The organism is Jatrophihabitans sp., from assembly GCF_036389215.1.
In the GTDB taxonomy this organism is placed as follows: Bacteria; Actinomycetota; Actinomycetes; order Mycobacteriales; family Jatrophihabitantaceae; genus Jatrophihabitans_A.
This window is the reverse complement of sequence record NZ_DASVQG010000131.1, coordinates 1-22,419: the sequence shown is the minus strand read 5'-3', so window position 1 is coordinate 22,419 and position 22,419 is coordinate 1. Positions and strand designations below refer to the sequence as shown.

The following is a 22,419-nucleotide window of genomic DNA, read 5'->3' as shown; positions in this document are numbered from 1 at the left end:
GTTCACACCGGAGGAATCAGATGGACGCGTTCGAAGAGTTCACCGTCGTCGTCAACGACGAAGAGCAGTACTCGATCTGGCCGGTCGAGCTGGCCGTGCCGGCAGGCTGGCAGCAGATCGGCATGACCGGCACGCGCGAGGAGTGCGTCGCCCACATCGACGAGATTTGGACCGACATCCGCCCGAAGAGCCTGCGCCTCGCGCTGGGCGTCTGAGCCGACATCAGCCACCAAGGAGACCCCATGACCGAGCAAGTGCGGCAGGAGCTGTCAGGCGGGCTCGCCGAGACCGTGGCCCGGGTCTGGGCCGAGGCGCTCGGAGTGCCCGAGGTCGCGCCGGACCAGGGCTTCTTCGAGCTCGGCGGCCACTCGCTCACGGCGCTGCGAGTCGTCTACACGCTGCGGGCGGCGCTGAGCGTCCAGCTGTCGCTGCGCGAGCTGATGGAGTCCTGCTCCCTCGCCGAGTTCACCGACACGGTGCGGGCCGCCTGCGCCGGTGCGCCCGCCCGGCCGGCCGTCCCGCTCATCGGCCGCCGAGGTACCCGATGAGCGCACCTGCCCGCCCGCGCCCGGTGCTGGCCGGGGACTGGCTGTACCGGCCGTTCCTCCAGGCGCCCGGCACACCTCAGGTGCTGTGCTTTCCACACGCCGGCGGCGACGTTGCGTCGTTCGCCGGGCTGGCTGCCGCGGTGTGGCCCACGCTGGAGCTGTGGGCGATCCGGTTGCCCGGCCGGGCGGCCGGATCACGGTGCCGATGCCCGCGCGGTTCGAGATCCTGGTCGCGGACGTGATCGAGGGCATCGGTGCCCGGCTGCGTCCGGGCGCGGTTTTCTACGGACAAAGCTTCGGGGCGTTACTGGCCTACGAGGTGGCCCGAGCACTGCCCGACTGGTTGCGGCCGGATCTCCTCGTGCCGGCCTGTGGAGCGGCGCCGCCGGACTGGTTCGGTTCGGTTCGGGCCTGCGACGACGAGGCCGAGGAGCTGCTGCGCGGATGCGGGCTGAACGAACTCCTGCCTGAGGACGATGAGATCCGCGAGTTCGCCCTCGGCGCGATCCGCGCCGACCTGGCGATCTGCCGCAGCTACCGGCACTGCCCGGAGCCGGTGCCCGACTTCGCGATCCACGCGCTGGCCGGCGCGGATGACTTGCTGCTGCCACCGACCGCGCTGGCTCGCTGGGCTGCGGCCACCACCGGCCCATTCGCTGTCTCGGTCGCAGCCGGCGGCCACCTGCTGGCCCATCCGATGTCGATCGGGCCGGCTAGGGAACTTCTCGAACTACACGCCGGAAGGAACGCCCATGCTCACCGCGACCGTTGACCTGACCGATCCCCAACTCTGGGCGCGGCCGGACGTGGGCACCATCGTCGCCGAGCTGCGCCAGCGCGGGCCGGTGCAGCGCACCAACACCGCCGAGGACGGCCCGGTGTGGTCGGTGCTGACCTATGCACTCGGTGCCGAGGTGCTCACCGATGCCGCCACCTACAGCTCGGTGGGGGGCTCGCTGCTGGGCTCGGGAGAAGGCACGACGCCGGCCGGCGCCGGCAAGATGATGGCGCTGACCGATCCGCCCCGCCACCGTGAGCTGCGAGCGCCGGTGCTGCCCTACTTCTCCCCGCGCGGCGTGCGCGGTTCGGCCGAGCGAATCGCCGACCTCGCCGACACAGTGATCGCCGAGGCCGTCGAGCGCGGCGAGGTCGACCTGGTCGACGTGCTGGCGCAGGTTCCCCTGGCGGTGATGTGCGACCTGCTCGGCATTCCTGCCGAGGATCGTGACTTGGTGGTCTCGGTCTGCGACGAGGCCTTTCTCGCCCGCACCCCACAGGGCCGGCGCGGCGGGCACCAGAAGCTGCTGCCGTACCTGCTGGGCCAGGTGATGCAACGGCGGATGCAACCGGCCGACGACTTGATCAGCACTCTGGCCACCCACCGGATCGGTGGCAAGCTGCTCCCGATCGAGGATGTGGTGCTCAATCTCGACAACATCGTGGTCGGCGGTGTGCAGACCGTGCGGCACACCGCGGCCATGAGCATCTGGGCGCTGCTGCAGCACCCCGACTGCTGGCGCCGGCTCCAAGCCGGCGAGGTTGCACTGGACACCGCCATCGATGAGCTGCTGCGGTTCACGTCAGTCGGCCTGCATGTGCTGCGCACCGCCACCCGCCAGGTCGAGCTCGGCGACCAGGTGATCGAGGCCGGCGAGAAGGTCGCGGTGTGGACCTGGTCGGCCGACCACGATCCGGCGATGTTCGACCGGCCGGACGAGCTGCTGCTCGAGCGCACACCCAACCGGCACCTGGCGCTCGGCGTCGGCGTGCACTACTGCGTCGGCGCACCGCTGGCCAAGGCCGAACTTGGCGCGATCTACGCCGCGCTGCTGGATCAGGTGGGCGAGATCGAGCTGACCGGCGAGCCGGTCCACAACAGCTCGATCATCAATTTCGGCTTCGATCACCTGCCGGTCCGGCTGACGGCGCGGTCAGCCGTCGGTCGAACCGGTGACAAGTTCCTCCTGAAAGGTTGACCTGATGTCTGAGGTAACGATGCCGCGACCGGCGGCCCCCGAGCAGCCGGTTGGTGCGGCGGCGGCATGGGGTCGGGTTGGCCTGCTGCTCAGCGGTCAGGGCATCTCCCTGATCGGTGATCAGGTGTTCTTCATCGCCGCGATGTGGGCGGCCGCTCAGCTCGGCGGCACGGTCGGGGTCACCTGGGTGACGCTGGCCGAGTCGGTGCCTCGCGCACTGGCGATGATCTTCGGCGGCGTGCTCTGTGATGCCTTCGGCCCGCGGGTGGTGCTGCTGCGTACCACCGGTGTCCGGATCGTGGTGCTGGCCACCGCAGTGGGCGTCGCCATGACGGCGCAGTCGGTTGCGCTGCTGGTGGTGGTGGCGGGGCTGGAGGGTTTGCTGCTCGGGCTCGGCTCGCCGTCGTTCGGTACCTTGCTGCCGCGCATGGTGTCGGGGGACCGGCTCGGTACCGCTAACTCCATCCGCAGCATGGTCGGCGGGTTCGCGCCCATCCTCGGTTCGCCGTTCGGCGCCTGGTTGGTCGCCACCGGCCACCTGAGCGTCGCGTTGGCGGTGGTCTGCGGCGGCTGCGTGGTGTCGTGGCTGTGCCTGGCCCCGTCCACCCGCTCGATCGACGTGCCCCGGACCGCCTCCACCGTGCCGCTCTGGCGCAGGTCCGGTGACGGCGTAAAGCTGCTGCTCGCCAACCAGAAGCTGCGGCTGCTGTTCCTGTCCGGGCTGTGCCTGGACTTCGCCTTTGCCTGGCCGATGAACCCGGGCCTGCCCGAGGTCATCATCCGGCGCGGCTGGCACGTCTACGCGGTCGGGCTGCTCATCGCCTGCTGGGCCGCCGGCGCGCTGGTGTCCGCTGGGCTGGGAGCCCTGCTCGGTCAGCGGATCCCGCTGTCGTTCGCGCTGGTCGGCAGCAGCTTCGGAATCGCGGTGCTGCTCTCCGGCATGATCCTCGCGCCGTCATTGCCGCTGATGGCCCTGCTGGCGGTGCTGCTGGGCGTGTGTTCCGGCCAGAACGCCCCAGCCGCGGTCACCCTGTACCAGAAGGCCTCGCCACCCGACCAGCTCGGCGCCGCGATGTCGATGCTGTCGCTGGCCGGCATCGGGTGCGCACCGGTGGCCTACGCGATCTGCGGTCTGATCGCCAGCCTGTCCAGCCCGTCGGTGGCCTGGTTCTGCAGTGCGCTGATCGCCTTCGGCGGCCCGCTGGCCGCTGCCCGGGCGCTGCAGGTCCACCGGGCCGAACAGTCCTGATTGGTTTCCGTGCGGTCTGCGGTGTTGACCTGCATATGAAGGGAAATCCTGTGCATACTTTGTCGTTCGGTCAGCAGCGGTTGTGGTTCCTCGACCAACTCGACGGTCCTAGCGCGACGTACAACGTGCCGTTTCCGCTCCGGCTCATCGGCCGGCTGGACCGTGGCGCGCTGAGGGAGGCGCTGGCGGACCTGCTGGACCGGCATGAGGTGCTGCGCACCGTGATCCCGGTCGAGGGCGGGGTTCCCTCCCAGCACGTGCTGACCGGCCATGCGGCCACGGCTCTGTTGCCGTTCGAGCTGGTGGAGGTTGGTGAAGACCTGCTTCCGGCCGCGCTGGCCACCGCGGCCGGCCGGCCCTTCGAGCTGGCCGCCGAGCTGCCGGTGCGGATCACGCTGTTCAGGGTGGACGGCGAGCACCACGTACTGCTGGTGCTGCTGCACCACATCGCCTGCGACGGTTGGTCACTGGCGCCGCTGGCACGCGACCTGGGTACCGCCTACGCCGCCCGGCTGGCCGGGTCGGCACCGGGATGGGAGGCGCTGCCGGTGCAGTACCGGGACTTCGCCGAGTGGCAGCGCGAGGTGCTGGGCAGCGAAGACGACCCGGACAGCCTGATGTCGGCACAGCTGGCCTACTGGACCCAGCGGCTCGACGGCATACCGGAGCGGCTGAGCCTGGCCGGCCGCCGGCACCCGGTCGAGAGCACCGAGGCGGCCCGACGGGCCGGACTGGTCGAGCTGGAATTCCCGGCGCAGCTGCATGCCCGCTTGATCCAGAGCAGCCGGACAGCGCGCTGCACCCCGTTCATGGTGTTGCAGGCCGGGGTGGCGGCGCTGCTGCACCGGTGCGGCGGCGGCCCCGACATCGTGTTGGGCACGCCGGTTACCGGCCGCACCGACGAGGTGCTGGCCGACCTGATCGGGTTCTTCGTCAACACCCTGGTGCTGCGCACCGATCTGAGCGGCGATCCGTCGTTCGGCCAGCTGCTGGACCGGGTCCGGGCGAGCAATCTCGCCGCCTACACCCACCAGGACGTTCCGTTCGACCGGCTGGTCGAGCGGATGGTGGGCGACCGGGAGGCGGCCGCGCATCCGCTGTACCAGGTGATGCTCGTATTGCAGCACGGCGCCGGCGCCGAGCTGGCGCTGCCCGGCTTGCAGGTGCAACCGGTCGCGCTGGACATCGCCACCGCCAAGCTGGACCTGAGCGTGGTGTTCAGCGAGCGGTACGCCGCCGGCAAGCCGGCCGGTATCGGCTGCCAGCTCGAGTACGCGACGGACCTGTTCGACGAGGCCACCGTGATCGCGATGGGGGAGCTGCTGGTACGGCTGCTGGACGCTGCCCTGACCGCGCCGGCGGTGCCGCTGAGCTCCCTGCCGATCGACTCGCCGGTCCTGCCCGGCGCGATCGACTCCGAGGCCGTCACCTTGCTTGGGGCCGAGTCGGTTCCGCCCGGGACGCCGGCCGAAACGGCCGTCCGGTCCGGTCGGCCTCCCCGCGATGCCCGGGAGCAGATCCTGTGTGGCCTGTTCGCCGACGTGCTGGGAGTCGAGAACGTCGGTGTCGACGATGGATTCTTCGCCCTCGGTGGGCATTCGCTGCTGGCCACCCAACTGATCAGCAAGATTCGGGCCACCCTGCGGGTCGAGCTCGGGATCCGCCAACTGTTCCGGGCACCGACGGTCACGGGCATCCTGGCCACCATCGACAAGCGCGTCACCGGCCGGCTGCGCCCGGCGTTGCGGCCCCGACCCCGGCCGGCGGAGTTGCCGCTGTCCTACGCGCAGCAGCGGCTGTGGTTCCTGTCCGGCCTGGCCGGCCAGGAACGTGCCTACAACATCCCCTTGACGCTGGAGCTGTCCGGGCAGGTCGATCACGCCGCCCTGGCCGCTGCCTGCCGCGATGTGGTGATCCGGCACGAGACGTTGCGCACGGTGTTTCCGGTCACGGACGGCCAGCCGCGCCAGCAGGTATTGATGCCTGCCGAGGTCGGCTCGGTGCTGACTGTGGTGGAGTGTGCACCGGGCGAGCTGACGTCACTGACCGAGCAGGCCGGCACCGAACCGTTCGCGCTCGACACCGACCTGCCGCTGCGTGCCCGGTTGTTTGTTGTCCGACCGGAGGAGTCGGTGCTGGTGCTGTGCCTGCACCACATCGCGGCAGACGGCGAGTCGCTGGCACCGCTGCTGCGCGACCTCGCGGTCGCCTACCGGGCCCGGTTGGCCGGGACGACACCGTCCTGGCCGGACCTGGCGGTGCACTATGCCGATTACACGCTGTGGCAGCGCGACTTGCTCGGCGACGAGACCGATCCGCACAGCATGATCAGCGCTCAACTGGCCTTCTGGCGCGAGGCGCTGGCCGGCCTGCCTGACGAGTTGTCGCTGCCGGTGGACCGGCCGCGGCCGGCCGTTTCCAGCCACCGCTTGGATCAGGTGACGGCCGAGGTCGACCCGGAGGTCTGCGCCGCGCTCGCGCGGGTGGCGCGGGTGCATCAGGTGACGCTGTTCATGGTGGTGCAGGCGGCGTTGGCGGTGGTGTTGGCGCGTTCGGGTGCGGGGGAGGATGTGCCGATCGGGACGCCGGTGGCCGGGCGTTCGGATGAGGCGTTGGACGAGTTGGTCGGGTTCTTCGTGAACACCTTGGTGTTGCGGACCGATGTGTCCGGCAGCCCGTCGTTCGCCGAGTTGCTGGGCCGGGTGCGGGAGGTGGACCTGGGCGCGTACGTACACCAGGACGTGCCCTTCGAGCGACTGGTCGAGGAGCTGAATCCGGTCCGTGCGAGCGGTCGCCACCCCCTGTTCCAAGTGCTGCTGTCCTTCTTGACCACCGGCGCCGAGGGGCCCGGCTGGCAGCTGCCGGGCGTCAGCGTGCGCGCCCAGGACACCGTGTCTGGCGCGCCGAAGTTCGATCTGAGCCTGACCGTCGAGCAGCGGCCGGCTGGCCTCGGCTGCACCTTCGAATACGCGGCGGATCTGTTCGACCGCTCGACGGTCACCGAGCTGGCACACGGCCTGATCGCCGTTTTCGCTGCGGTGGCAGCAGATCCGGGCATCCAGGTGGATCGGTTGCAGCTGCTCGGGGCGGAGGAGCGCCGGCGGGTGTTGGTGGATTTTAATGCCACCGATGCGCCGCGGGTCGAGTCGACGTTGCCCCGGTTGTTCGCCGATCAGGTGGCGCGGACGCCGGATGCGGTAGCGGTGGTGTTCGAGGGCCGGTCGTGGACGTATGCGCAGTTCTCGGCCCAGGTGCAGATGCTGGCCTGTGGCTTGGTGGCTTCGGGCGTGCTGCCCGGCGACGTGGTGGCGGTGTCGTTGCCGCGCGGTGTGGAGTTGGCGGCGGCGGTGTATGCGGTGCAGCGGGCAGGGGCGGCGTATCTGCCGGTGGATCCGGACTATCCGGTTGACCGGGTGGCGTTCATGTTGTCCGATGCTGCGCCACGGCTGGTGCTGACCGAGCAGACGTTGGCCACCGTGCAACGGGCCGGCACCGGCGACGAGGTGCTGCCGGTGCTGCAACCGGGCTCCAGCGCCTACCTGATCTATACCTCTGGATCGACCGGCCGGCCCAAGGGTGTGCTGATGTCGCATGGCGCCATCGTCAACCACCTGTCGTGGCTGCAGGGTGAGTACCCGCTGACTGCCGATGACCGGGTGGTGGTCAAGGCTCCCATCAGCTTCGACACCTCCGTGTCGGAGCTGTTCTGGCCGCTGCTCGCCGGTGCGAGCCAGGTGATTGCTCGCCCGGGCGGCCACCGCGACCCGGCCTACCTGGCCGAGCTGATCACTGCCCAGCGAGTGACCTCGGCGGACTTCGTGCCGTCCATGCTCGAGGCGTTCCTCTCGCTGCCGACTGCCGCCGCCTGCACTTCGCTGAGGCAGCTGTTCGCCGGCGGCGAGGCCCTGACGGCCGCGCTGGCGGCTCGGTGCGCCGCTATGTTGCCCGCCCGGCTGTCGAACCTCTACGGCCCTACCGAGGTTGCCATCGAGGCGACCCACCACCGGTACGAGCAGCCGGCCGGCCCGGTGCGAACGGTGCCGATCGGCCGGCCGGTGTGGAACAGCCGAGCCTACGTGTTGGACGCGCGGCTGCAACCGGTTCGGGTCGGAGTGCCGGGGGAGTTGTACCTGGCCGGGATCCAACTGGCTGACGGCTACCTGTACCGGGCCGGGTTGACCGCCGAACGGTTCCTGGCCGACCCGTTCGGCGCGCCGGGACAACGGATGTACCGCACCGGCGACCTGGCCCGCTGGAGCTCCGACGGGCTGATCGACTACCTCGGCAGGACCGATGACCAGGTCAAGCTGCGCGGGCAGCGGATCGAGCTCGGGGAGATCGTCGCGGTCGCCCTGGAGTACCCGGGCGTTCGGGAGGCGGTGGTCCTACTGCGCGAGGACCGGCCAGGCGACCAGCGCCTGGTGGCCTACCTGGTCGGCGACGTGGCGGTGGACGATCTCCGCGCCCACCTCACCAAGTCCCTGCCGGCACCCCTGGTGCCGAGCGGGTACGTGGTGCTGCAGTTCCTGCCGCTCACCCCCAGCGGCAAGCTCGACCGCAAGGCGCTGCCGGTTCCGACGCTGGCGGCTGTGCCGGCGGGCCGGCCGGCGCGCGATGCCCGCGAAGAACTCCTGTGCGGGATCTTCGCGGAGTTGCTGGGTGTGGATTCGGTCGGGATCGACGACGGTTTCTTCGATCTGGGCGGGCATTCGCTGCTGGCCACCCGGCTGATCAGTCGGGTCCGGGCGGCGTTCGACGCGGAACTGGGCATCGCGGACCTGTTCGACGCGCCGACCGTGGCCGGATTGGTGCAGCGCCTGGACACGGCGGGCGCCCGCGGAGACGAGTTTTCCACGCTGCTCCCGCTGCGCCGTACCGGCGGCCGGCCGCCGTTGTTCTGCGTGCATCCGGCGGCGGGGTTGAGCTGGATGTACTCCGGTCTGCTCGGCTATCTCGAGCCGGATCGGCCGATGTACGGCCTGCAGTCCCGTGGCCTCGCCGAGCCGGATCGCCAGCCGGGCACCTTCGCCGAGCTCGTCAAGGACTACCTCGAACAGATCCGCCAGGTCCAGCCGAGCGGGCCATACCACCTGATCGGCTGGTCGTTTGGAGCACAGGTCATCCAGGCGATGGCGGCGCAGCTTGCCCAGGATGGCGAACGGGTCGGCCTGGTGGCCATGCTGGACGGTTACCCGCCGGACAGTCACCGCCCGGCACCGGAGACCGAACGGGAATTGCTGATCGAGCTGCTGCTCTCGCTTGGCCACGATCTCAGCGAACTGCCGCACACCGCACCGCTCGGGCCGGCGGAGTTCGCCGACCGGCTGCGCACCGCCGACAGTCCATTGGCTGCGCTCAGCCCCGCCGCGATGGCCGCACTACCCCCGGTCTTCCGGCGCAACGTCGAGCTGTCGAGTGGGTACCAGCCGGGCTGCTTCCCCGGTGCGGTGCTCTTTGTTGAGGCCACCGAAGGACGCAATCCGGGCGGTCCTTGTCCGGAGAGCTGGGCTGGTTACCTGCCTGGGGAGCTGACGGTGCTGCCGGTACCGGTCCAGCACGGGCAGTTAACCAACCCGGCGGCGTGGGCTCAGTTCGGTCCGGAGCTGGCCAGCCGGCTGGCGGCGGCGGATTGACTCACCGCCGGGCCGGTATCAGCCGCAGCTGGCCGCCCGGCCGCAGCTGGGCCAGCCGGTCCAGTTATGTGGCCGGTAGCACCGAATCGCGTGCCAACTCGGGCAGCGTCCGGCCGCCAATGTGCGCCTCAACATCAGCGTTGAGGGTCGTAGCCTACGACGAGTAGTTCGGAAATTGGAGCCAGTGACTCCTTCTACGGGACGACTACGACAGTTCAGAGGTCGTTAGCTGCGCCCTGACCGCTCGGGTCTCGCTCCTGATCTGACGCCCGCGACGTTGCGGTCGGTCACTCAACCAGTCGAAGCTGCGACCGCGCGTTTGGTGGATGTGCGGATTATGGAACTGGCGCTGGCCGACGGCAGGGCCTGCATCGCGCTCGAGGGTGACTAGGCGCTGCTCCAAAGATAATCCCTGGTCGTGGGTTCGAGCCCCAGCCGCCCCACTTCCCAGCAAATACGGGGCCTCCAGGGCTGTCCACAACCTGGCGCAGTCCCGCACAGAGATGGATACCTCAGACTGGGCTGAGAAACGCGCGGGTGATACTCCGCCGCCTCCTCGGCACCCATGCTGCCTGCCATCACCCCGTCTAGGTCGTCCATGCAACTCCTCAATCCCGCCGGTCGGTTGTTGGGGGTAGTCGGCTTATCGTCTTGGCGGTCTACTAGGACAGGTGAATTCTTGGGCCTGTTAGTGCCACTCTCACGCAAACGGGTCTGCCCCGGGTTTGGTTGACGATCACCGCGAAGTTCCGGCTTCGCTGGAAGGATCGTCATCGTGCCCTCTCATATCCGAAGGAGTTCCGTCGCGACGTGATCGCGGTTGCCCGGCAGGGTGACCAGTCGATCGCCCAGGTCGCGCGTAGTTTCGGGATCTCCGAGTCGTGTCTGAATCGCTGGTTGAGGATCGCCGATCGTGATGAGGGCTTCAGCGCCGTCTCGGCCGGAGCGGCTGCTGATGATCCGGAGAAGCGTGAGCTGCGCCGGCGCAACAAGCAGCTCGAGCAGGAGGTCGAGATCCTGCGCCGGGCGACGGCCTACTTCGCTCGGGACACGCTCCCAAAATTGATCGGGAGAGCCGGTGGCGGCTGGTGTTGCCCGAGGACGCGGGCAGGGGTGCGATGCCGCCGAGGGCCGCGAAGGCTGCTTCGGAGCGGACGCGTCCGCGGTGAGAGTAGGCGCAGACGATGATCGCCGCGGTGACCGGTCCGAGCCCGGGGACGTCTTGCAGGCCAGGGGCGAGCTGTTCGGTCAGCTGCTGCAGCTGGCGGTGGTTGACCTTGAGCAGCTCGGTCTGTTCCAGAACGGTGACAGCGAGACGGCGGGCCTCGCGACGGGCGATGACCAACGCGTCGGAGGAGGCGGCGCGGCCGGTGCGCCAGGCCGCGACGAGGCGGATCTGGGTGTCGGTCAGCGGCTTGCGGGCATCGACGCCGAGGTCGATGCCGCGCAGCAGCGCGGTGAGCGCGTTGCGGTTGGCGGTGCGCTGCTGGTCGATGATCGAGCGTGCGGCGAGCAGGACCCGCAGGGCGGCACGCGGCCCGGCCTGGCGGGGCCGGGCAAGGGTGTCGTACTCGCGACCGATCACCGAGCGAGCGGCCGCTTCGGCGTCAAGGGTGTCGGACTTGCCTGCGTGGGCGTGACTCGAGCGAGCGGCCGGTCGAACCTCGGCGACGTCGAAGCCCTGCTCCAGCAGTGCTGCGGTGATGCCGGCGCCGTAGGACGAGGTCCCCTCGACCGCAGCCAAGACACTGCCCGGACCTCGACGGGTGATCCAACTGATCGCGCGGGCGTTGCCAGACCTCGACGTCGGGAACGTCGCAGTGTCGATCACCGCGCCGGTGCGAGCATGGACGAGGCAGTAGGTGTGAGTGCGGGCGTGGGTGTCGATGCCGACGACGTGCTCGACGGTCTCGGCGACGATGCTCATAAGTCTCCTTCAACGGTGGCGGACGGGAACCATCAGCTCGGCCCGTGGAGTCGCTCAGAGACACATCTGTAATGAGTCACACCCGCCGATGAGGCCGAGTGGACAAGCTTCTGATCAAGACATCTGCGCGGGAGGGCCGAACCTCGGCCCGCACGTGGACAGGTCATTTTCAAGACACCACCAACAGGCGGCGGGTCGGATATACCCGGAGTCACACGCGCAGGCCGAGACCCAGCCTCTCAGCCAGCCACGGGCCAGCCGTCACCCATTACAGATGTTCCCACTGGTCCGTGACCTCGCCGCCGACAAGATTCCCGTCGCGGTGACCTGTCGGGTGCTCGGCTTCTCGACCCAGGCCTACTACAAGTGGCTGGCCAGCCCGGTCAGTCAGCGCGACTGGGACGACGCGCACCTGATCAACGCCGCGTCGACATCCATCACGACGACCCGCAGTTCGGCTACCGCTTCATCACCGACGAGCTCCCGGCTCGGGGCATCCGAGCAAGCCGCAATCGGGTCAACCGGCTCTGCACCCAGCAACGGCTGTGGTCGGTGCACTCCCGCAAACGCGGCCTCAACCGCCGGCCGGGCCCGCCGGTCCATGACGACGACCTGGTGACCCGCCAGTTCCGGGCCGGGCGGCCCAACCAGCTCTGGTTGACAGATCTGACCGAACATCCGACCGGCACCGGCAAGCTTTACCTCTGCGCCGTGAAGTACGCCTGCTCGAACCGGATCGTCGGCTACTCGATGAGCGACCGGATGACCTCGCAGCTGGCCGTCGACGCGCTGACCAACGCCGTCGCGCTGCGCAGGCCAGCAGCCGGCACGGTGGTCCACTCCGACCGGGGCAGCCAATTCCGATCCCACGCCTATCTCCACGCCCTCCGCACACACGGGCTGCGCGGATCGATGGGCCGGGTCGGTGCCTGCGCCGACAACGCCGCCATGGAATCCTTCTTCTCGCTGCTGCAGAAGAACGTCCTCAACCGCCGCCGCTGGCCCACCCGCGACCATCTCCGCCTGGCGATCATCACCTGGATCGAACGCACCTACCACCGTCGACGCCGTCAAGACCGCCTCGGACGACTCACACCCATCGAATACGAGACACTCCTACAGACCGCTCACGCGGCCTGACCGCCCCTACCCGAACGAGTCAACGAGACCGGGGCCAGACCCCTCTGACCACTTCCCCCTCTGGTGCGAGTTCACCACCTAGGGGCCCCGCACAGCGGCCCAGAGACTGCAGGTCCGGTCCAGATGTCAGGAGCTCTGGCTAAACTAGCGGCTAGACGCAGGCTAGAAGTCCGGCTAATCTGGCATCATGAGGACCGTACCGCTGGCCGAGGCCAAGGACAAGCTGTCCGGGCTGGTCGATGAGGCCGAGACCACCCACGAGATCATCACCATCACCCGGCACGGGCGCGCGGCAGCGGTGCTGATGTCTGCCGACGACCTTGAGTCGCTGCGCGAGACCCTGTACTGGCTGTCCAGGCCCGGCATTCGCGAGTCGATCGCACAGGCCGAGCGTGAGTACGCGGCCGGCGAGACGATCAGCGGCGACGAGCTACGTGCCGAATTCGGGTTGCCGTCGAAGTGACCGGTCTGGATCCATGGCGGATCCAGGTGGACAGCGCCGCGCGACGCGGTCTGCACCGGCTGCCGGCCAAGGTCGCGGCCGCCGTCATCGAGTTCATAACCGGTCCGCTCGGCGAGAACCCGGAGCGGCTCAGCAAGCCCCTGCGTGACGAGCTGGCCGGCCACCGCAGCGCCCGCCGCGGCGACTACCGGGTCCTTATCCGTATCGACGCCGATGCGCACACCGTGTTGGTCGTGCGCATCGACCACCGCGCCGACGTCTACCGGCCCTGAACGTCATGGCGACGGTGCCTGAGCCGCACGGGCTGGCACCGACCCAGCTGACACATGGTGGCAATGGACCCGAATAATGTTATGTCGCGTCGACCCTGGGGTGTTGATCGGCAAGCCCACGGCCCAGCTGCAGGTGCTACTACCACCGGGGAGACCGCCTGCTAGCTCGCTGCGTTACAGACGAGGATTCGGCGGGTAAAGGACGGACGGCTCTCCCCCGGAGTCCCTGGTGTCTGGCGGGTGCGTACAAGGGTGAGGCCCCTAGACCTCATAATCCCTGGGTCGTGGGTTCGAGCCCCACCCGCCCCACTTCCCAGCAAATACGGGGCCTCCAGGGCTGTCCACAACCTGGCGCAGTCCCGCACAGAGGCGCAAGCGCCGAACGAACGCGCCAACTGCGGCGCGACGGGCCCTGGCGGAACACGGACTGGCGCGATATCGCGGCATCTTGTCGGCGAAGCAATTGCTGCCAACATGCTCGACCGGCTCGCCGTGTACCTGGATCCGCAGTTTCGTGGGCAAGGCGTCTCCGTCAGCGCTGGATTGCGGCGGCGAGTGCGTGCCGGTCGACCTTTCCACTGGGGTTGAGCGGTAGGTCGGCTACGAACAGGAAGGACAGTGGTGTCATGTATTCCGGCAGCTTGCGTTGCATGGTGGCGACCAACTCCTCATCGGTCACTGCCGTGCCGGTGTAGACAGCGTGCAGTTCAAGGTTGTCACCCGTGCCGGGGACCGCGAGCACGATGGCATCGTCGACGGACGGGCAGGTGCGCAGCACGGACTCGAGCTCAGGGAGTTCGATTCGGTACCCGCGGATCTTGACCTGGTCGTCCAACCGGCCGAGGTGCACGAGTTCGCCGTTCTCCCGACAGACCCGGTCGCCGGTGCGGTACCAGTCGTCGATGAACCGGCCCTCGTTGTCCGCGGGGTTCAGGTATCCGTCGAATCGCTGGCTTCCCCGCACGCACAGCTCCCCCTCGCCAGTTACCATGCCTTCCAGGTGCGGGTAAACCTGGCCGATCGGCACGGTGTTGTTGGACGTGACCGGCCATGCGGTCGGATCGGCGGGCAGTCGATAGCCGGCGCAGGTGATCGTCAGCTCGGTGGGGCCGTAGAGGTTACCTATCGCACTGTTCGGCGCGGCCGCCTGCCAGTGCCGGGCCTGCTCCAGGGTGAGTTGCTCGCCGGCGAACAGACTCCACCGCAGGTCCGACATGCTGCCCGGGGTCAACGCCCGCAGCCGGCGGCACACCGAGATCACCGACGGCACCGAGAACCAGTGCGTGATCCGCTGGTTTGTGATGAACCGCACCGGCGTCAACACCTCATCGGCCTGCGGAACGACCAGAGTCGCGCCGGACGTCCACGCCACGAACATGTCGAACACCGACGGGTCGAACGTCAGATGGAACGCCTGCGACAGACGCGACCCCACGCCCACCTCGTACTGGCGAACACAGTGCGCTAGGTATGGCCCGACATTCCGGTGCCTGATCGGAACGCCCTTGGGTATGCCGGTGGAGCCCGAGGTGAATAACGTGTAGGCGACATCGTCCGCGATTCCCGCGTAGGGTCCATGCCACGGCTCGGGCAGGCCGTCATCGTTGTCGACGACCACAGCGGACACTTCCGCTGCTGCGCACATCGCCTGGTTGCGAGCCTTCGGGAAGGCGGGATTGAGCGGGACGACCGTGGCTGACAGAGCCAGCGCGGCCAGGTATCCGGCGTACGCAGTCACGGACCGGGACGCCAGCAGACCGACGGCTTGAGGCACCGATCCGGCCGAGGCGACGATACTGGCGGCCAGCCGGTCGGCTCGCTCAGCGAGCTCCGAGTAGGACAGCGACTCGCCGGCCACCTCCAGTGCGACGGCGTCCGGGTGCCGGGCGACGGCCTCTCGGAACCAGGTGTGCAGCGTGCCGTCCACGGCGAACAGTTCGGTCACGTCGCGCTCACTGCAGGTTCAATGGGTTGGTCGACAGGAGCAATCGCCCGAGCGGTCACAACTCGCAGGAATGGGATCACCAACATCGCGCACAGGACGGCGAAGACGCCGAATGCGACGCGGTATCCCATAAACTGGGCCAGCGTGCCGGCCACTGCGGCCGCGACCGGCATGGTGCCCCACGAGATCAGCCGACTCGCCGAGTTGAACCGGCCGAGCAGGTGATCGGGCACGAAAGACTGGGTGATCACGCGGGCGTTGACCGTCCACATCGTGCCGCCGGCACCGGCCACGAAGGCTGCCACGCCGATTGGCCACGCACTGGTGGTACTGGCCGGCAGGACGGCCGGCGCGGCCACGAGCGTGAACGACCCGATGATGTCGACGAACATGGACCACCGCCGGCCCAGCAGCTGGTTGGTCCATCCCGCGGCCACCGCACCCAGGACCCCGCCGGCGCCGAGGGAGGTCATCAGAAAGCCGTACTGCTTCGGGCTCAAGCCAAGCGGACCAACCGCGTACACCGGGATCAGCGCCAGCCACGCCGACCAGCACGCGGCCATCACCATGATCAGGAACGCCATGCCGCGCAGCAACGGGTGCTGCCACAGGAACTTCAGTCCCTCGCGGCTCTCGGTGTGCACCGACCTGCGCTCCTCGGCGCGCTGGACGGCGAAGTCACCGGCCATCATGATCAGCAGCACCGCGCCGGCCAGGTACACCAGACCGGTTGCCCCAAGGGCGATCGTGAACCCAGCCGCCACCAGAAACCCGCCGACCGGCGCGCCCAGGAAAGCGTTGCTCAGATACTCGACGGCGGTGATCCGCGAACTCACCGTCTGCCAGCGATCGCGGGGCACGACCGACGGGACGATGGACGCGCCCGCGGGTCAGGCGCACGGCAAGCAGCGGCAGGGCGACCTTGGTCACCGCGTCGGCGATGTTGGTCGTCCCGGTGAAAACGACCAGCAGCCACTCGTCGCGTCGCCCGGTCATCGGCTCGGTTTTTCGCAAGGCCGCCGAACGGCGTCATCGGTGTCTGGCGCAATCAGCCACGCTCGCTCCCGTAGCCAGTTCCATATCGTCCAAGCCCTGTCGTGGTTGTAAAGATATGCACTGTTGCGGGATAACCACTATTTTCGTACGCCCGAAATCCGATCTTGAGTATATACCGGTCATATGCTCCAATGGGTCCAGTCGACGTGAGGTGCGTCAGGTCCCGTCAGTGGATGTACTTCGAGCAGGGCCACGGGCCAGCTATCGACTGGTATCGAATATTTGGTGAATCTCGAGAACATTTTGAACCATTCCAAAACATCGTTACCGGAACGGCTACCACCTTCGTCGTGTTACGTGAGGGCGATGTTCCACACCTGCATCTGTTTCCCGGGGGCGGCCGGTGGTGTGCACGATTACCGTGCCCTACTCGACGCATTGCCCGGGCATTGGCGCATCACCGCGTCGCAGGAACGTGAGCCGTACCCGTCCATCCCGGCGATGGCCGAGGCGTATCGCAGGGATATAGCCGGATCGCCCGACTTCCTCGGCGGGTGGTCGATGGGTGGCTTGATCGCGTTCGAGGTCGCCCGCACCGACCCGGCTCCACTCATGCTGCTGGACGTCGCTCCACCGCTCGGCTACGACCACCACAATCACTCGTGGTTCGCAGCTTTTGTCGAGATGACGTGCGCAAGCCTTGGTGTCCGGGTGGACGTTCCGAAGGCGGGCGAGTTGAACATAGCCGTGCTGGCCGCATACTTGAAACATGCGGGGCAGGATGCGCCGGCCGCGCTGCTCGCTGAGCGATGGGACACCTACCAGCGGCACGCGGGGGCGGTCGCGGATTACATGCCCGAGTCCGGGGTGAGCGCACCCGCGCTGCTGGTCGCCGCCGAACTGCTCGATGTCCAAGTCGACCAATGGGCGAATCTGCTGGGTCCGACCGAATCACTACGGCTCGACACCGACCACGTCGGCGTGCTGTCCTCTGAGTCGATGCGGGCCGTCGCGACCAAGTTATGCAAGGGATGGTGACCGCTGTGGGCGTCGGAGAGACGACGGCTGCCGAGCGGCAGCCCGCCCTGTTCGGTGGCGGCCGGCCACCTAAGTGCATGCCATCCACTGCGTCCGGGCGTTGCGCGTGACATAGCCGGCGGGCATCCCTTTGACCAGACCGTCGGAGATGACGAAGGGGTTCCCCTCGCCGGCGACGAGGCGATCGGGATCCTCGTCTCGTCGTCCCCCTGTTCGCCCAGGGCCTCGGCCACCCCCGCCTTCAGCCGCATCGCGACCACCAGGACGGCCCTGCTCCAGGGTGACTGCGACAACGAAGGCGATGATGTGATATCCCTGGCGAAGGCGGCGACATCGTCATCGCCCGGACGCGGCGAAGCATCGCACGTGCTCGAAAGTCCAGCCGGTGCATCCCGACCCGTCAGGACGGGCTATTCGAACTGATCGAACAGCACGCGGAAGTGCTGACTGATCTGGATGCCTTGGCGGGCGGGGTTGGCTCGGGGTCTGGCTGTCCAGGCGGCGACGCGGCGGTAGCAGGCTAACCGCTGGGGCTGCGGGAACCAGCCCGTCCAACCGGAGCCTGACCTCCAATACGGCAACCAGGTAGCGAGGACGGCCGACCGCACGGGGGAGCGGCCGGCCGCCAGCGGTCATGGTAGACCGCACGCTCGGGAGGCCGACCTCGCGCGCGTTCCGGAGCGAGTGATACCCGTCAGCCCGACCAGGTGGCAGGCGGTTCAGGTGAGCAAGCTCTTAGCCGCCCGCCCGGGTTCGCTCCGAGGTCGCCGATGCGGCACGCTACCCGGCCGGATCTGCAGACGTGATGTCCTGTTGATAGCTCCGCATCGAGCCTAATGGAGGGGCGGGAAGTGCATCCGACCAAATAGGGGGAGCAGAGCAGCCGCGCCGTCGCCAAGTTACAGACGAGGACTCGGCGAGGTAAGGACGAACGGTTCTCCTGAAATCCCTGCCGTCTGGCGGGTGCGCATAACGGTGAGTGGGACCTCATATACGAGTGGCAGTCGATGCTCCACGGAGGCGACATCGGCGCGGCTCGTCCGGGCTACGCTCGGTGCGCGGCAGTCGGCGACGGCAACGCAGGTTACGGCGCAGCGAGCGGCACAGCTACTGGGCATCGATCCCGGCCACAACTGCAAGCCGGCTACCAAGGCCGACGCCCGAAATCGAAGCCCAGCCGCCGTAATTACGGCGTACCTCCTGATATAGCGTCAGGAATAACTGGTACTTGACGGTACAACCGGACAGCCGGATAGTCAGCCTCACCAACGCTGGAAAGGGGCTGGCGTGACAAGGCGTTATCGAGGTGCCACCGCGTTGGCGGTATGCGGGCTAGCGGCTGCACTGTTCGCAGGGATGACGCCGGCACGAGCGGCCACCCCATCGACGATGGACAGCACTAGCGCCGCCGACTCGTCTTCGTCGGTCGGTACGGCCGGCGGTATGGGTGACAGCACTTTTGCGCAAGGCACCGCGGCATCAGATAGCTCCAGTACGGCCACTGTGGTAGCCGATCCCACCATGTACGCCGACAGTTCCGGGGCGGTGACGGCAGGAGCGGTCACCGATGCCGCGGACGCCACCCCGGCCGGCTCGCAGTGCGCCACTGATGTGAGTCAACGATCGGGCGCTTGGGCCTGCGTCACCGATACTGGTGCTACCGCCGCCACGACTGCTAGCGCGCCGAGCGCCGCGGACACGACAACGAGCTTGACGGGATGGTGCCGGTCCTTCTCGGGCTGCTGGTGGCGCTACGACGACTTCCACGCCGACTTCCAGAGCAGTCAGTTCAGCTACGGCTTCGGCAGCACCACTCTCGGCTCGGGCTCGATGTACGTGAACTGGCAGCTGGTCGGGGCCAAGACCACCACCGGCCCGGCCTACGTGATCCTGTCCAGCTCGACCACCAGCGTGACCGGCTCCGTCGCGCTGATGAACGGGGCGAACAACACCACCGGCGGCTCGCTGCTGGTCGGCCCGTACTTCTACAACTGGACCACCGCCCACGGCCCCAACACCCGCTACGCCTGGCCGAGCACCAGCTATGTGTGGACGCGCGAGTACAACTCGTGGGACCACAACACGCCAGTGCAATTCTCCTGGCACATTCCCGGCTGGTACGGCATGTACTGGTACGTCTGGACCCGCAGCATCGTCTCGCACACCACCGTCCGCAACCCGAACGCCATCTACCGCTTCGATCCCGCCAGTTACGAAACGCAGGCGCCGGCGGCCGCCGGCTGGCGGGCGCAGTGACTCCAGCCACCCAGGAAGCCACGCTGCCGCTCTCGGGTCGCATCCTGCAGTGGCGCGCCGAGGACGGCGCCTGGCGGTCGCTGGCCAGCCGCGAGGACGAGGCCGACGTCGAGTTCCAGCCGTGGACCGGAGCCGCCGGCGTGCTGATCCAAGCTGACGGTGATGTGTGGCATCGGCCGAGCTGGTTGGTCGCCTGGAGTGAGCTGCCCGAATCGGGACGAGTCGAGGTCCTGCGTACGGACGGCCAGGTCCTCGAGCTGACGGTCATCGGGCGTGTCTGGGCCTGCGAATGGATTGGCCAAGGCGAGCCGATCACCGTGCAGTACGACGACGGATTCCCCCAGACCGTCCGAATCGACCGGCCCGACTATTTGTAGGCGACTCCAGAAATACGAGAGAGGGCCCGGTCCGGCGGCAACTTGTGGTCCACCGCCGAACACGTCAGGGTCGCGGCTGGGGGCCCGGAGAACCGGCGAACGCTGCTGCCGGTCCGGTCTGTGGGCGCACCTCCCCTGCGAGAGGCCCGGCGCAGACGTTGGGACGGACCTTGCGGGCGACTGCAGTGTCCTCAGCGTCGCTCGAACCTGCAACAGTGCGGGACGTGACCGACGGCTGCACCGGCGGACGGCAGGCAACGCACCGCCGGGCAGCCACGCCACGGCCATCCCGGGAGCCGCTGGTCACCGAGCGAATGTCGATGGGCCATGTTCACTGCCATCAGCTTGATTATCGCTGACAAGGTCCTCGGTGAGCGCTGCCACGGAGGTGTTTGGCCCGCCGGGGGCGTTCCCGGCGGCGCCCTCGCGATCGTTGATGAGGTGGTTTACGGGTGCGATCGGGATGCGAGAGGATGGTCGCCCTACTCCTGGAATGAGGCGAGACGAAGCTGTGCACGTTCCTGATCGGCAACGGTGTGGGCTCCGTGGCTACGCCGCTAGTAGGCGCCCCCCTCGCAAGACTCAGCCATCGAGGCGGCTCAGCCTCAGCGAGCGACCGCCGTGGACAGCTTCGGCGACGATCCCGCAGCTCGGAAGGGCAACGTGATGCTGCAGCGGCGACCATTGGTGCTGAGCGGTTTCCCTGTCATTCGAGTTGCGTTCGGCGGACCGTCGCGTCGCTTCCCGGGTGCGACTCCGTGACATCGAGGAGATCACCCAGCTCGCCTCACCAATGTCGACCGCTGAGCATCCGAGTGGTGAGACGGCTGCGGTGGGGTCGGACTGTCGCCGTGGCAGGTCGGGCAAATTGCGTTCGGTCAGCACGTCTTATCACGATGTCTCAGGGCCCGTTCTGGGAAAGACCGCGCTGTGGTTGAGCATCGCGTGGCCGGCGCCCCGCTGGACTTTTCGGGGCTGCGGGTGGAACTGGGCGTGCCGGGAGACTTCTCATCCCAGGCGATCGCCTGCGCGCAGGCCGCGGCGCAGGCGGTGCGGCTTCCTGACCTTGACCGGACCGACCTGGAACTGGTTACCGTCGACCCGCCAGGCAGCATGGATCTCGACCAGGCCTTGCACATCGCCCCCTGCGACCACGGTTATCGGGTCAGTTACGCCATCGCCGACGTTGCGTCATTCGTTCCGCCGGCTTCGGTGTTGGACGAGGAGCTTCAGGTGCGGGGCGAGACGCTCTACTTCCCGGACGCCCGAGTGCCTCTACACCCCACTGTGCTCAGCGAAGGAGCGGCTAGCCTGCTACCTGGCCAGGTTCGTCCCGCGGTGCTGTGGCAGTTCGAGCTCGACGGCTTCGGGGAGATCACCAAGGTCGACGTGCGCCGTGTCCGGGTCCTTTCTCGAGCTCGCCTGGACTACGCGGGGGTACAGGCCAGCTTCGAGGCGGGACACCCGCATGCCGCTGTCAGGCTACTGCCCGAGGTCGGCGCGCTGCGTCTCGCGCTCGCTCGACAGCGACATGCCATCAACCTCGACCTTCCTGCGCAAGAGGTCGAGCGCGCCGGTTCGTCCTGGACCCTGCGCTACCGAGCGCCGCTACCGGTGGAGTCCTACAACGCCGAAATCTCGTTGATGACCGGGATGTCCGCCGCCCAGCTGATGCTGCGCGGCGGCTTCGGAATCCTGCGCACGGTTCCGCCGGCCGATAGCCAGGCGATCGACGAATTGCGCAGGATCGCGCCGGCCCTGGGAGTTGCCTGGCCCGCAGGAGCTGCACCCGGTGACGTGCTCGCCGGCCTGAGCCGCGCTGATTCCCGCCAGGTCGCGTTCCTCGATCACGCGGTCTCTCTGCTGCGCGGGGCGGCCTACGTTGCCTTCGACGGCCAACCGCCTGGGCAGCCGCTGCACGCCGGCATCGGTGCGCCGTACGCCCACGCGACGGCACCGTTGCGGCGCCTGGTCGATCGCTATGTGAGTGAGATCTGCCTCGCGGTGCAGGCTGGCACACCGGTTCCGCGGTGGGTGCGTGACCGCGTCCCGGCCCTACCCGCGTCGATGGCCTCGGCCGATCACCGCGCACATGCGGTCGACCGCGCAGTCCTCGACCTCACCGAAGCCTGGCTGCTGCGGGATCGCATTGGACAGACGTTCGCGGCAGTGGTGCTCAGCGCCGATGACCACGGGGCCTCGATCAGCATCGATGAGCCCGCCATACGCGCACGATGCACGGGCGCCTCGCTGCAACCAGGCCAACATATCCAGGCCCGGCTGGTCGCTGCTGACGTCGCTACGCGCACCGTTCGATTCGAGTTGGCCGGTCAGTGAAGCTTCCGGTTGACGGGTGGCACTTCGGGCGCAAAGCCGGCTACCTCGCCGGCCCGCGATGCGCGTCACGGTCGTGGGCATCTGACCGCTGATCCGAAGACACAAGCTCCGGTTCGTACGAGGGTGAGCAAGAAGCCGGGCTTGGACAAGCATGCCCGGGCGGTCGTACGGATGGCATGGAGAAACACAAGGAAGATCACCGCTCCCGGCCGTGACTATCGCGACCGTCGGGGAGAGTCGTCCCTCGTCCTGGTCTGGGACG

Annotated in this window: 17 protein-coding genes and 2 pseudogenes; 16 read left to right on the top strand and 3 right to left on the bottom strand. The window is 68.2% G+C overall.

Features of this window, described 5'->3' with window-relative positions:
* Positions 1 to 20 precede the first annotated feature (20 nt).
* The 8 genes and pseudogenes from VF542_RS06025 to VF542_RS05990 form a co-directional block, all read left to right on the top strand.
* Positions 21 to 215, top strand: coding sequence for an MbtH family protein (locus VF542_RS06025; RefSeq protein ID WP_408650792.1), 195 nt, complete (start codon positions 21 to 23; stop codon positions 213 to 215).
* Between the two features lie 27 nt (positions 216 to 242).
* Positions 243 to 548 (top strand): phosphopantetheine-binding protein, encoded by a 306-nt coding sequence (locus VF542_RS06020; protein WP_408650791.1) that lies wholly within the window; start codon positions 243 to 245, stop codon positions 546 to 548.
* Positions 545 to 790: a hypothetical protein gene (locus VF542_RS06015; protein WP_408650790.1), complete on the top strand. Its 246-nt coding sequence runs from the start codon at positions 545 to 547 to the stop codon at positions 788 to 790. The genes VF542_RS06020 and VF542_RS06015 overlap by 4 nt, the downstream gene beginning before the upstream one ends.
* Complete coding sequence (locus VF542_RS06010; RefSeq protein WP_408650789.1) at positions 754 to 1,320, top strand: thioesterase II family protein; 567 nt, start codon at positions 754 to 756, stop codon at positions 1,318 to 1,320. The genes VF542_RS06015 and VF542_RS06010 overlap by 37 nt, the downstream gene beginning before the upstream one ends.
* Positions 1,301 to 2,524, top strand: coding sequence for a cytochrome P450 (locus tag VF542_RS06005; RefSeq protein ID WP_408650788.1), 1,224 nt, complete (start codon positions 1,301 to 1,303; stop codon positions 2,522 to 2,524). The genes VF542_RS06010 and VF542_RS06005 overlap by 20 nt, the downstream gene beginning before the upstream one ends.
* A gap of 4 nt (positions 2,525 to 2,528) precedes the next feature.
* On the top strand, positions 2,529 to 3,773 hold the full coding sequence (locus VF542_RS06000; RefSeq protein ID WP_408650787.1) for an MFS transporter: 1,245 nt from the start codon (positions 2,529 to 2,531) through the stop codon (positions 3,771 to 3,773).
* Between the two features lie 50 nt (positions 3,774 to 3,823).
* Entirely contained in the window at positions 3,824 to 9,406 is a 5,583-nt protein-coding gene (locus VF542_RS05995; RefSeq protein ID WP_408650786.1) for an amino acid adenylation domain-containing protein, read from the top strand.
* A gap of 810 nt (positions 9,407 to 10,216) precedes the next feature.
* Positions 10,217 to 10,357: pseudogene (locus tag VF542_RS05990) on the top strand (transposase); the annotation flags it as partial.
* On the opposite strand, the gene VF542_RS05985 reads toward VF542_RS05990, so the two are convergent.
* Entirely contained in the window at positions 10,332 to 11,333 is a 1,002-nt protein-coding gene (locus VF542_RS05985) for an IS110 family transposase (protein WP_408650785.1), read from the bottom strand. The pseudogene VF542_RS05990 and the gene VF542_RS05985 overlap by 26 nt on opposite strands.
* Positions 11,334 to 11,595: 262 nt before the next feature.
* Here VF542_RS05985 and VF542_RS05980 point away from each other — a divergent pair.
* The 3 genes and pseudogenes from VF542_RS05980 to VF542_RS05970 all read left to right on the top strand — a co-directional run.
* Positions 11,596 to 12,473, top strand: a pseudogene (locus tag VF542_RS05980) (IS3 family transposase); the annotation flags it as partial.
* Between the two features lie 187 nt (positions 12,474 to 12,660).
* The gene (locus VF542_RS05975) at positions 12,661 to 12,936 is read left to right on the top strand and encodes a type II toxin-antitoxin system Phd/YefM family antitoxin (protein WP_408650784.1); all 276 of its coding nucleotides are present in this window, start codon (positions 12,661 to 12,663) and stop codon (positions 12,934 to 12,936) included.
* Complete coding sequence (locus VF542_RS05970; protein ID WP_408650783.1) at positions 12,933 to 13,208, top strand: type II toxin-antitoxin system RelE family toxin; 276 nt, start codon at positions 12,933 to 12,935, stop codon at positions 13,206 to 13,208. Before VF542_RS05975 ends, VF542_RS05970 begins: the two co-directional genes overlap by 4 nt.
* 532 nt (positions 13,209 to 13,740) lie before the next feature.
* On the opposite strand, the gene VF542_RS05965 is transcribed toward VF542_RS05970, so the two are convergent.
* Positions 13,741 to 15,153, bottom strand: coding sequence for an AMP-binding protein (locus tag VF542_RS05965; protein ID WP_408650782.1), 1,413 nt, complete (start codon positions 15,151 to 15,153; stop codon positions 13,741 to 13,743).
* Positions 15,150 to 15,989, bottom strand: coding sequence for an MFS transporter (locus VF542_RS05960; protein ID WP_408650795.1), 840 nt, complete (start codon positions 15,987 to 15,989; stop codon positions 15,150 to 15,152). Before VF542_RS05960 ends, VF542_RS05965 begins: the two co-directional genes overlap by 4 nt.
* On the opposite strand from VF542_RS05960, the gene VF542_RS05955 reads away from it, so the two are divergent.
* From VF542_RS05955 to VF542_RS05935, 5 genes are all read left to right on the top strand, one after another.
* Positions 15,973 to 16,260, top strand: a complete 288-nt coding sequence (locus VF542_RS05955; RefSeq protein ID WP_408650796.1) for a hypothetical protein — start codon at positions 15,973 to 15,975, stop codon at positions 16,258 to 16,260. The genes VF542_RS05960 and VF542_RS05955 overlap by 17 nt on opposite strands.
* Before the next feature lie 174 nt (positions 16,261 to 16,434).
* Positions 16,435 to 17,187: a thioesterase domain-containing protein gene (locus tag VF542_RS05950; RefSeq protein ID WP_408650781.1), complete on the top strand. Its 753-nt coding sequence runs from the start codon at positions 16,435 to 16,437 to the stop codon at positions 17,185 to 17,187.
* Between the two features lie 1,710 nt (positions 17,188 to 18,897).
* Complete coding sequence (locus VF542_RS05945) at positions 18,898 to 19,443, top strand: hypothetical protein (RefSeq protein ID WP_408650780.1); 546 nt, start codon at positions 18,898 to 18,900, stop codon at positions 19,441 to 19,443.
* Entirely contained in the window at positions 19,440 to 19,820 is a 381-nt protein-coding gene (locus VF542_RS05940; protein WP_408650779.1) for a hypothetical protein, read from the top strand. The genes VF542_RS05945 and VF542_RS05940 overlap by 4 nt, the downstream gene beginning before the upstream one ends.
* Positions 19,821 to 20,765: 945 nt before the next feature.
* Positions 20,766 to 22,157 carry an RNB domain-containing ribonuclease gene (locus tag VF542_RS05935; protein WP_408650778.1) on the top strand — a complete coding sequence of 464 codons (1,392 nt, stop codon included), beginning with the start codon at positions 20,766 to 20,768 and terminating at the stop codon, positions 22,155 to 22,157.
* The last annotated feature ends 262 nt before the right edge of the window (positions 22,158 to 22,419 follow it).

Excerpts from the sequence above, each read along its gene's own strand:
- VF542_RS06025 (WP_408650792.1), top strand. The coding sequence starts at position 21 with ATGGACGCGTTCGAAGAGTTCACCGTCGTCGTCAACGACGAAGAGCAG.
- VF542_RS06020 (WP_408650791.1), top strand. The coding sequence starts at position 243 with ATGACCGAGCAAGTGCGGCAGGAGCTGTCAGGCGGGCTCGCCGAGACC.
- VF542_RS06015 (WP_408650790.1), top strand. The coding sequence starts at position 545 with ATGAGCGCACCTGCCCGCCCGCGCCCGGTGCTGGCCGGGGACTGGCTG.
- VF542_RS06010 (WP_408650789.1), top strand. The coding sequence starts at position 754 with ATGCCCGCGCGGTTCGAGATCCTGGTCGCGGACGTGATCGAGGGCATC.
- VF542_RS06005 (WP_408650788.1), top strand. The coding sequence starts at position 1,301 with ATGCTCACCGCGACCGTTGACCTGACCGATCCCCAACTCTGGGCGCGG.
- VF542_RS06000 (WP_408650787.1), top strand. The coding sequence starts at position 2,529 with ATGTCTGAGGTAACGATGCCGCGACCGGCGGCCCCCGAGCAGCCGGTT.
- VF542_RS05985 (WP_408650785.1), bottom strand. The coding sequence starts at position 11,333 with ATGAGCATCGTCGCCGAGACCGTCGAGCACGTCGTCGGCATCGACACC.
- VF542_RS05975 (WP_408650784.1), top strand. The coding sequence starts at position 12,661 with ATGAGGACCGTACCGCTGGCCGAGGCCAAGGACAAGCTGTCCGGGCTG.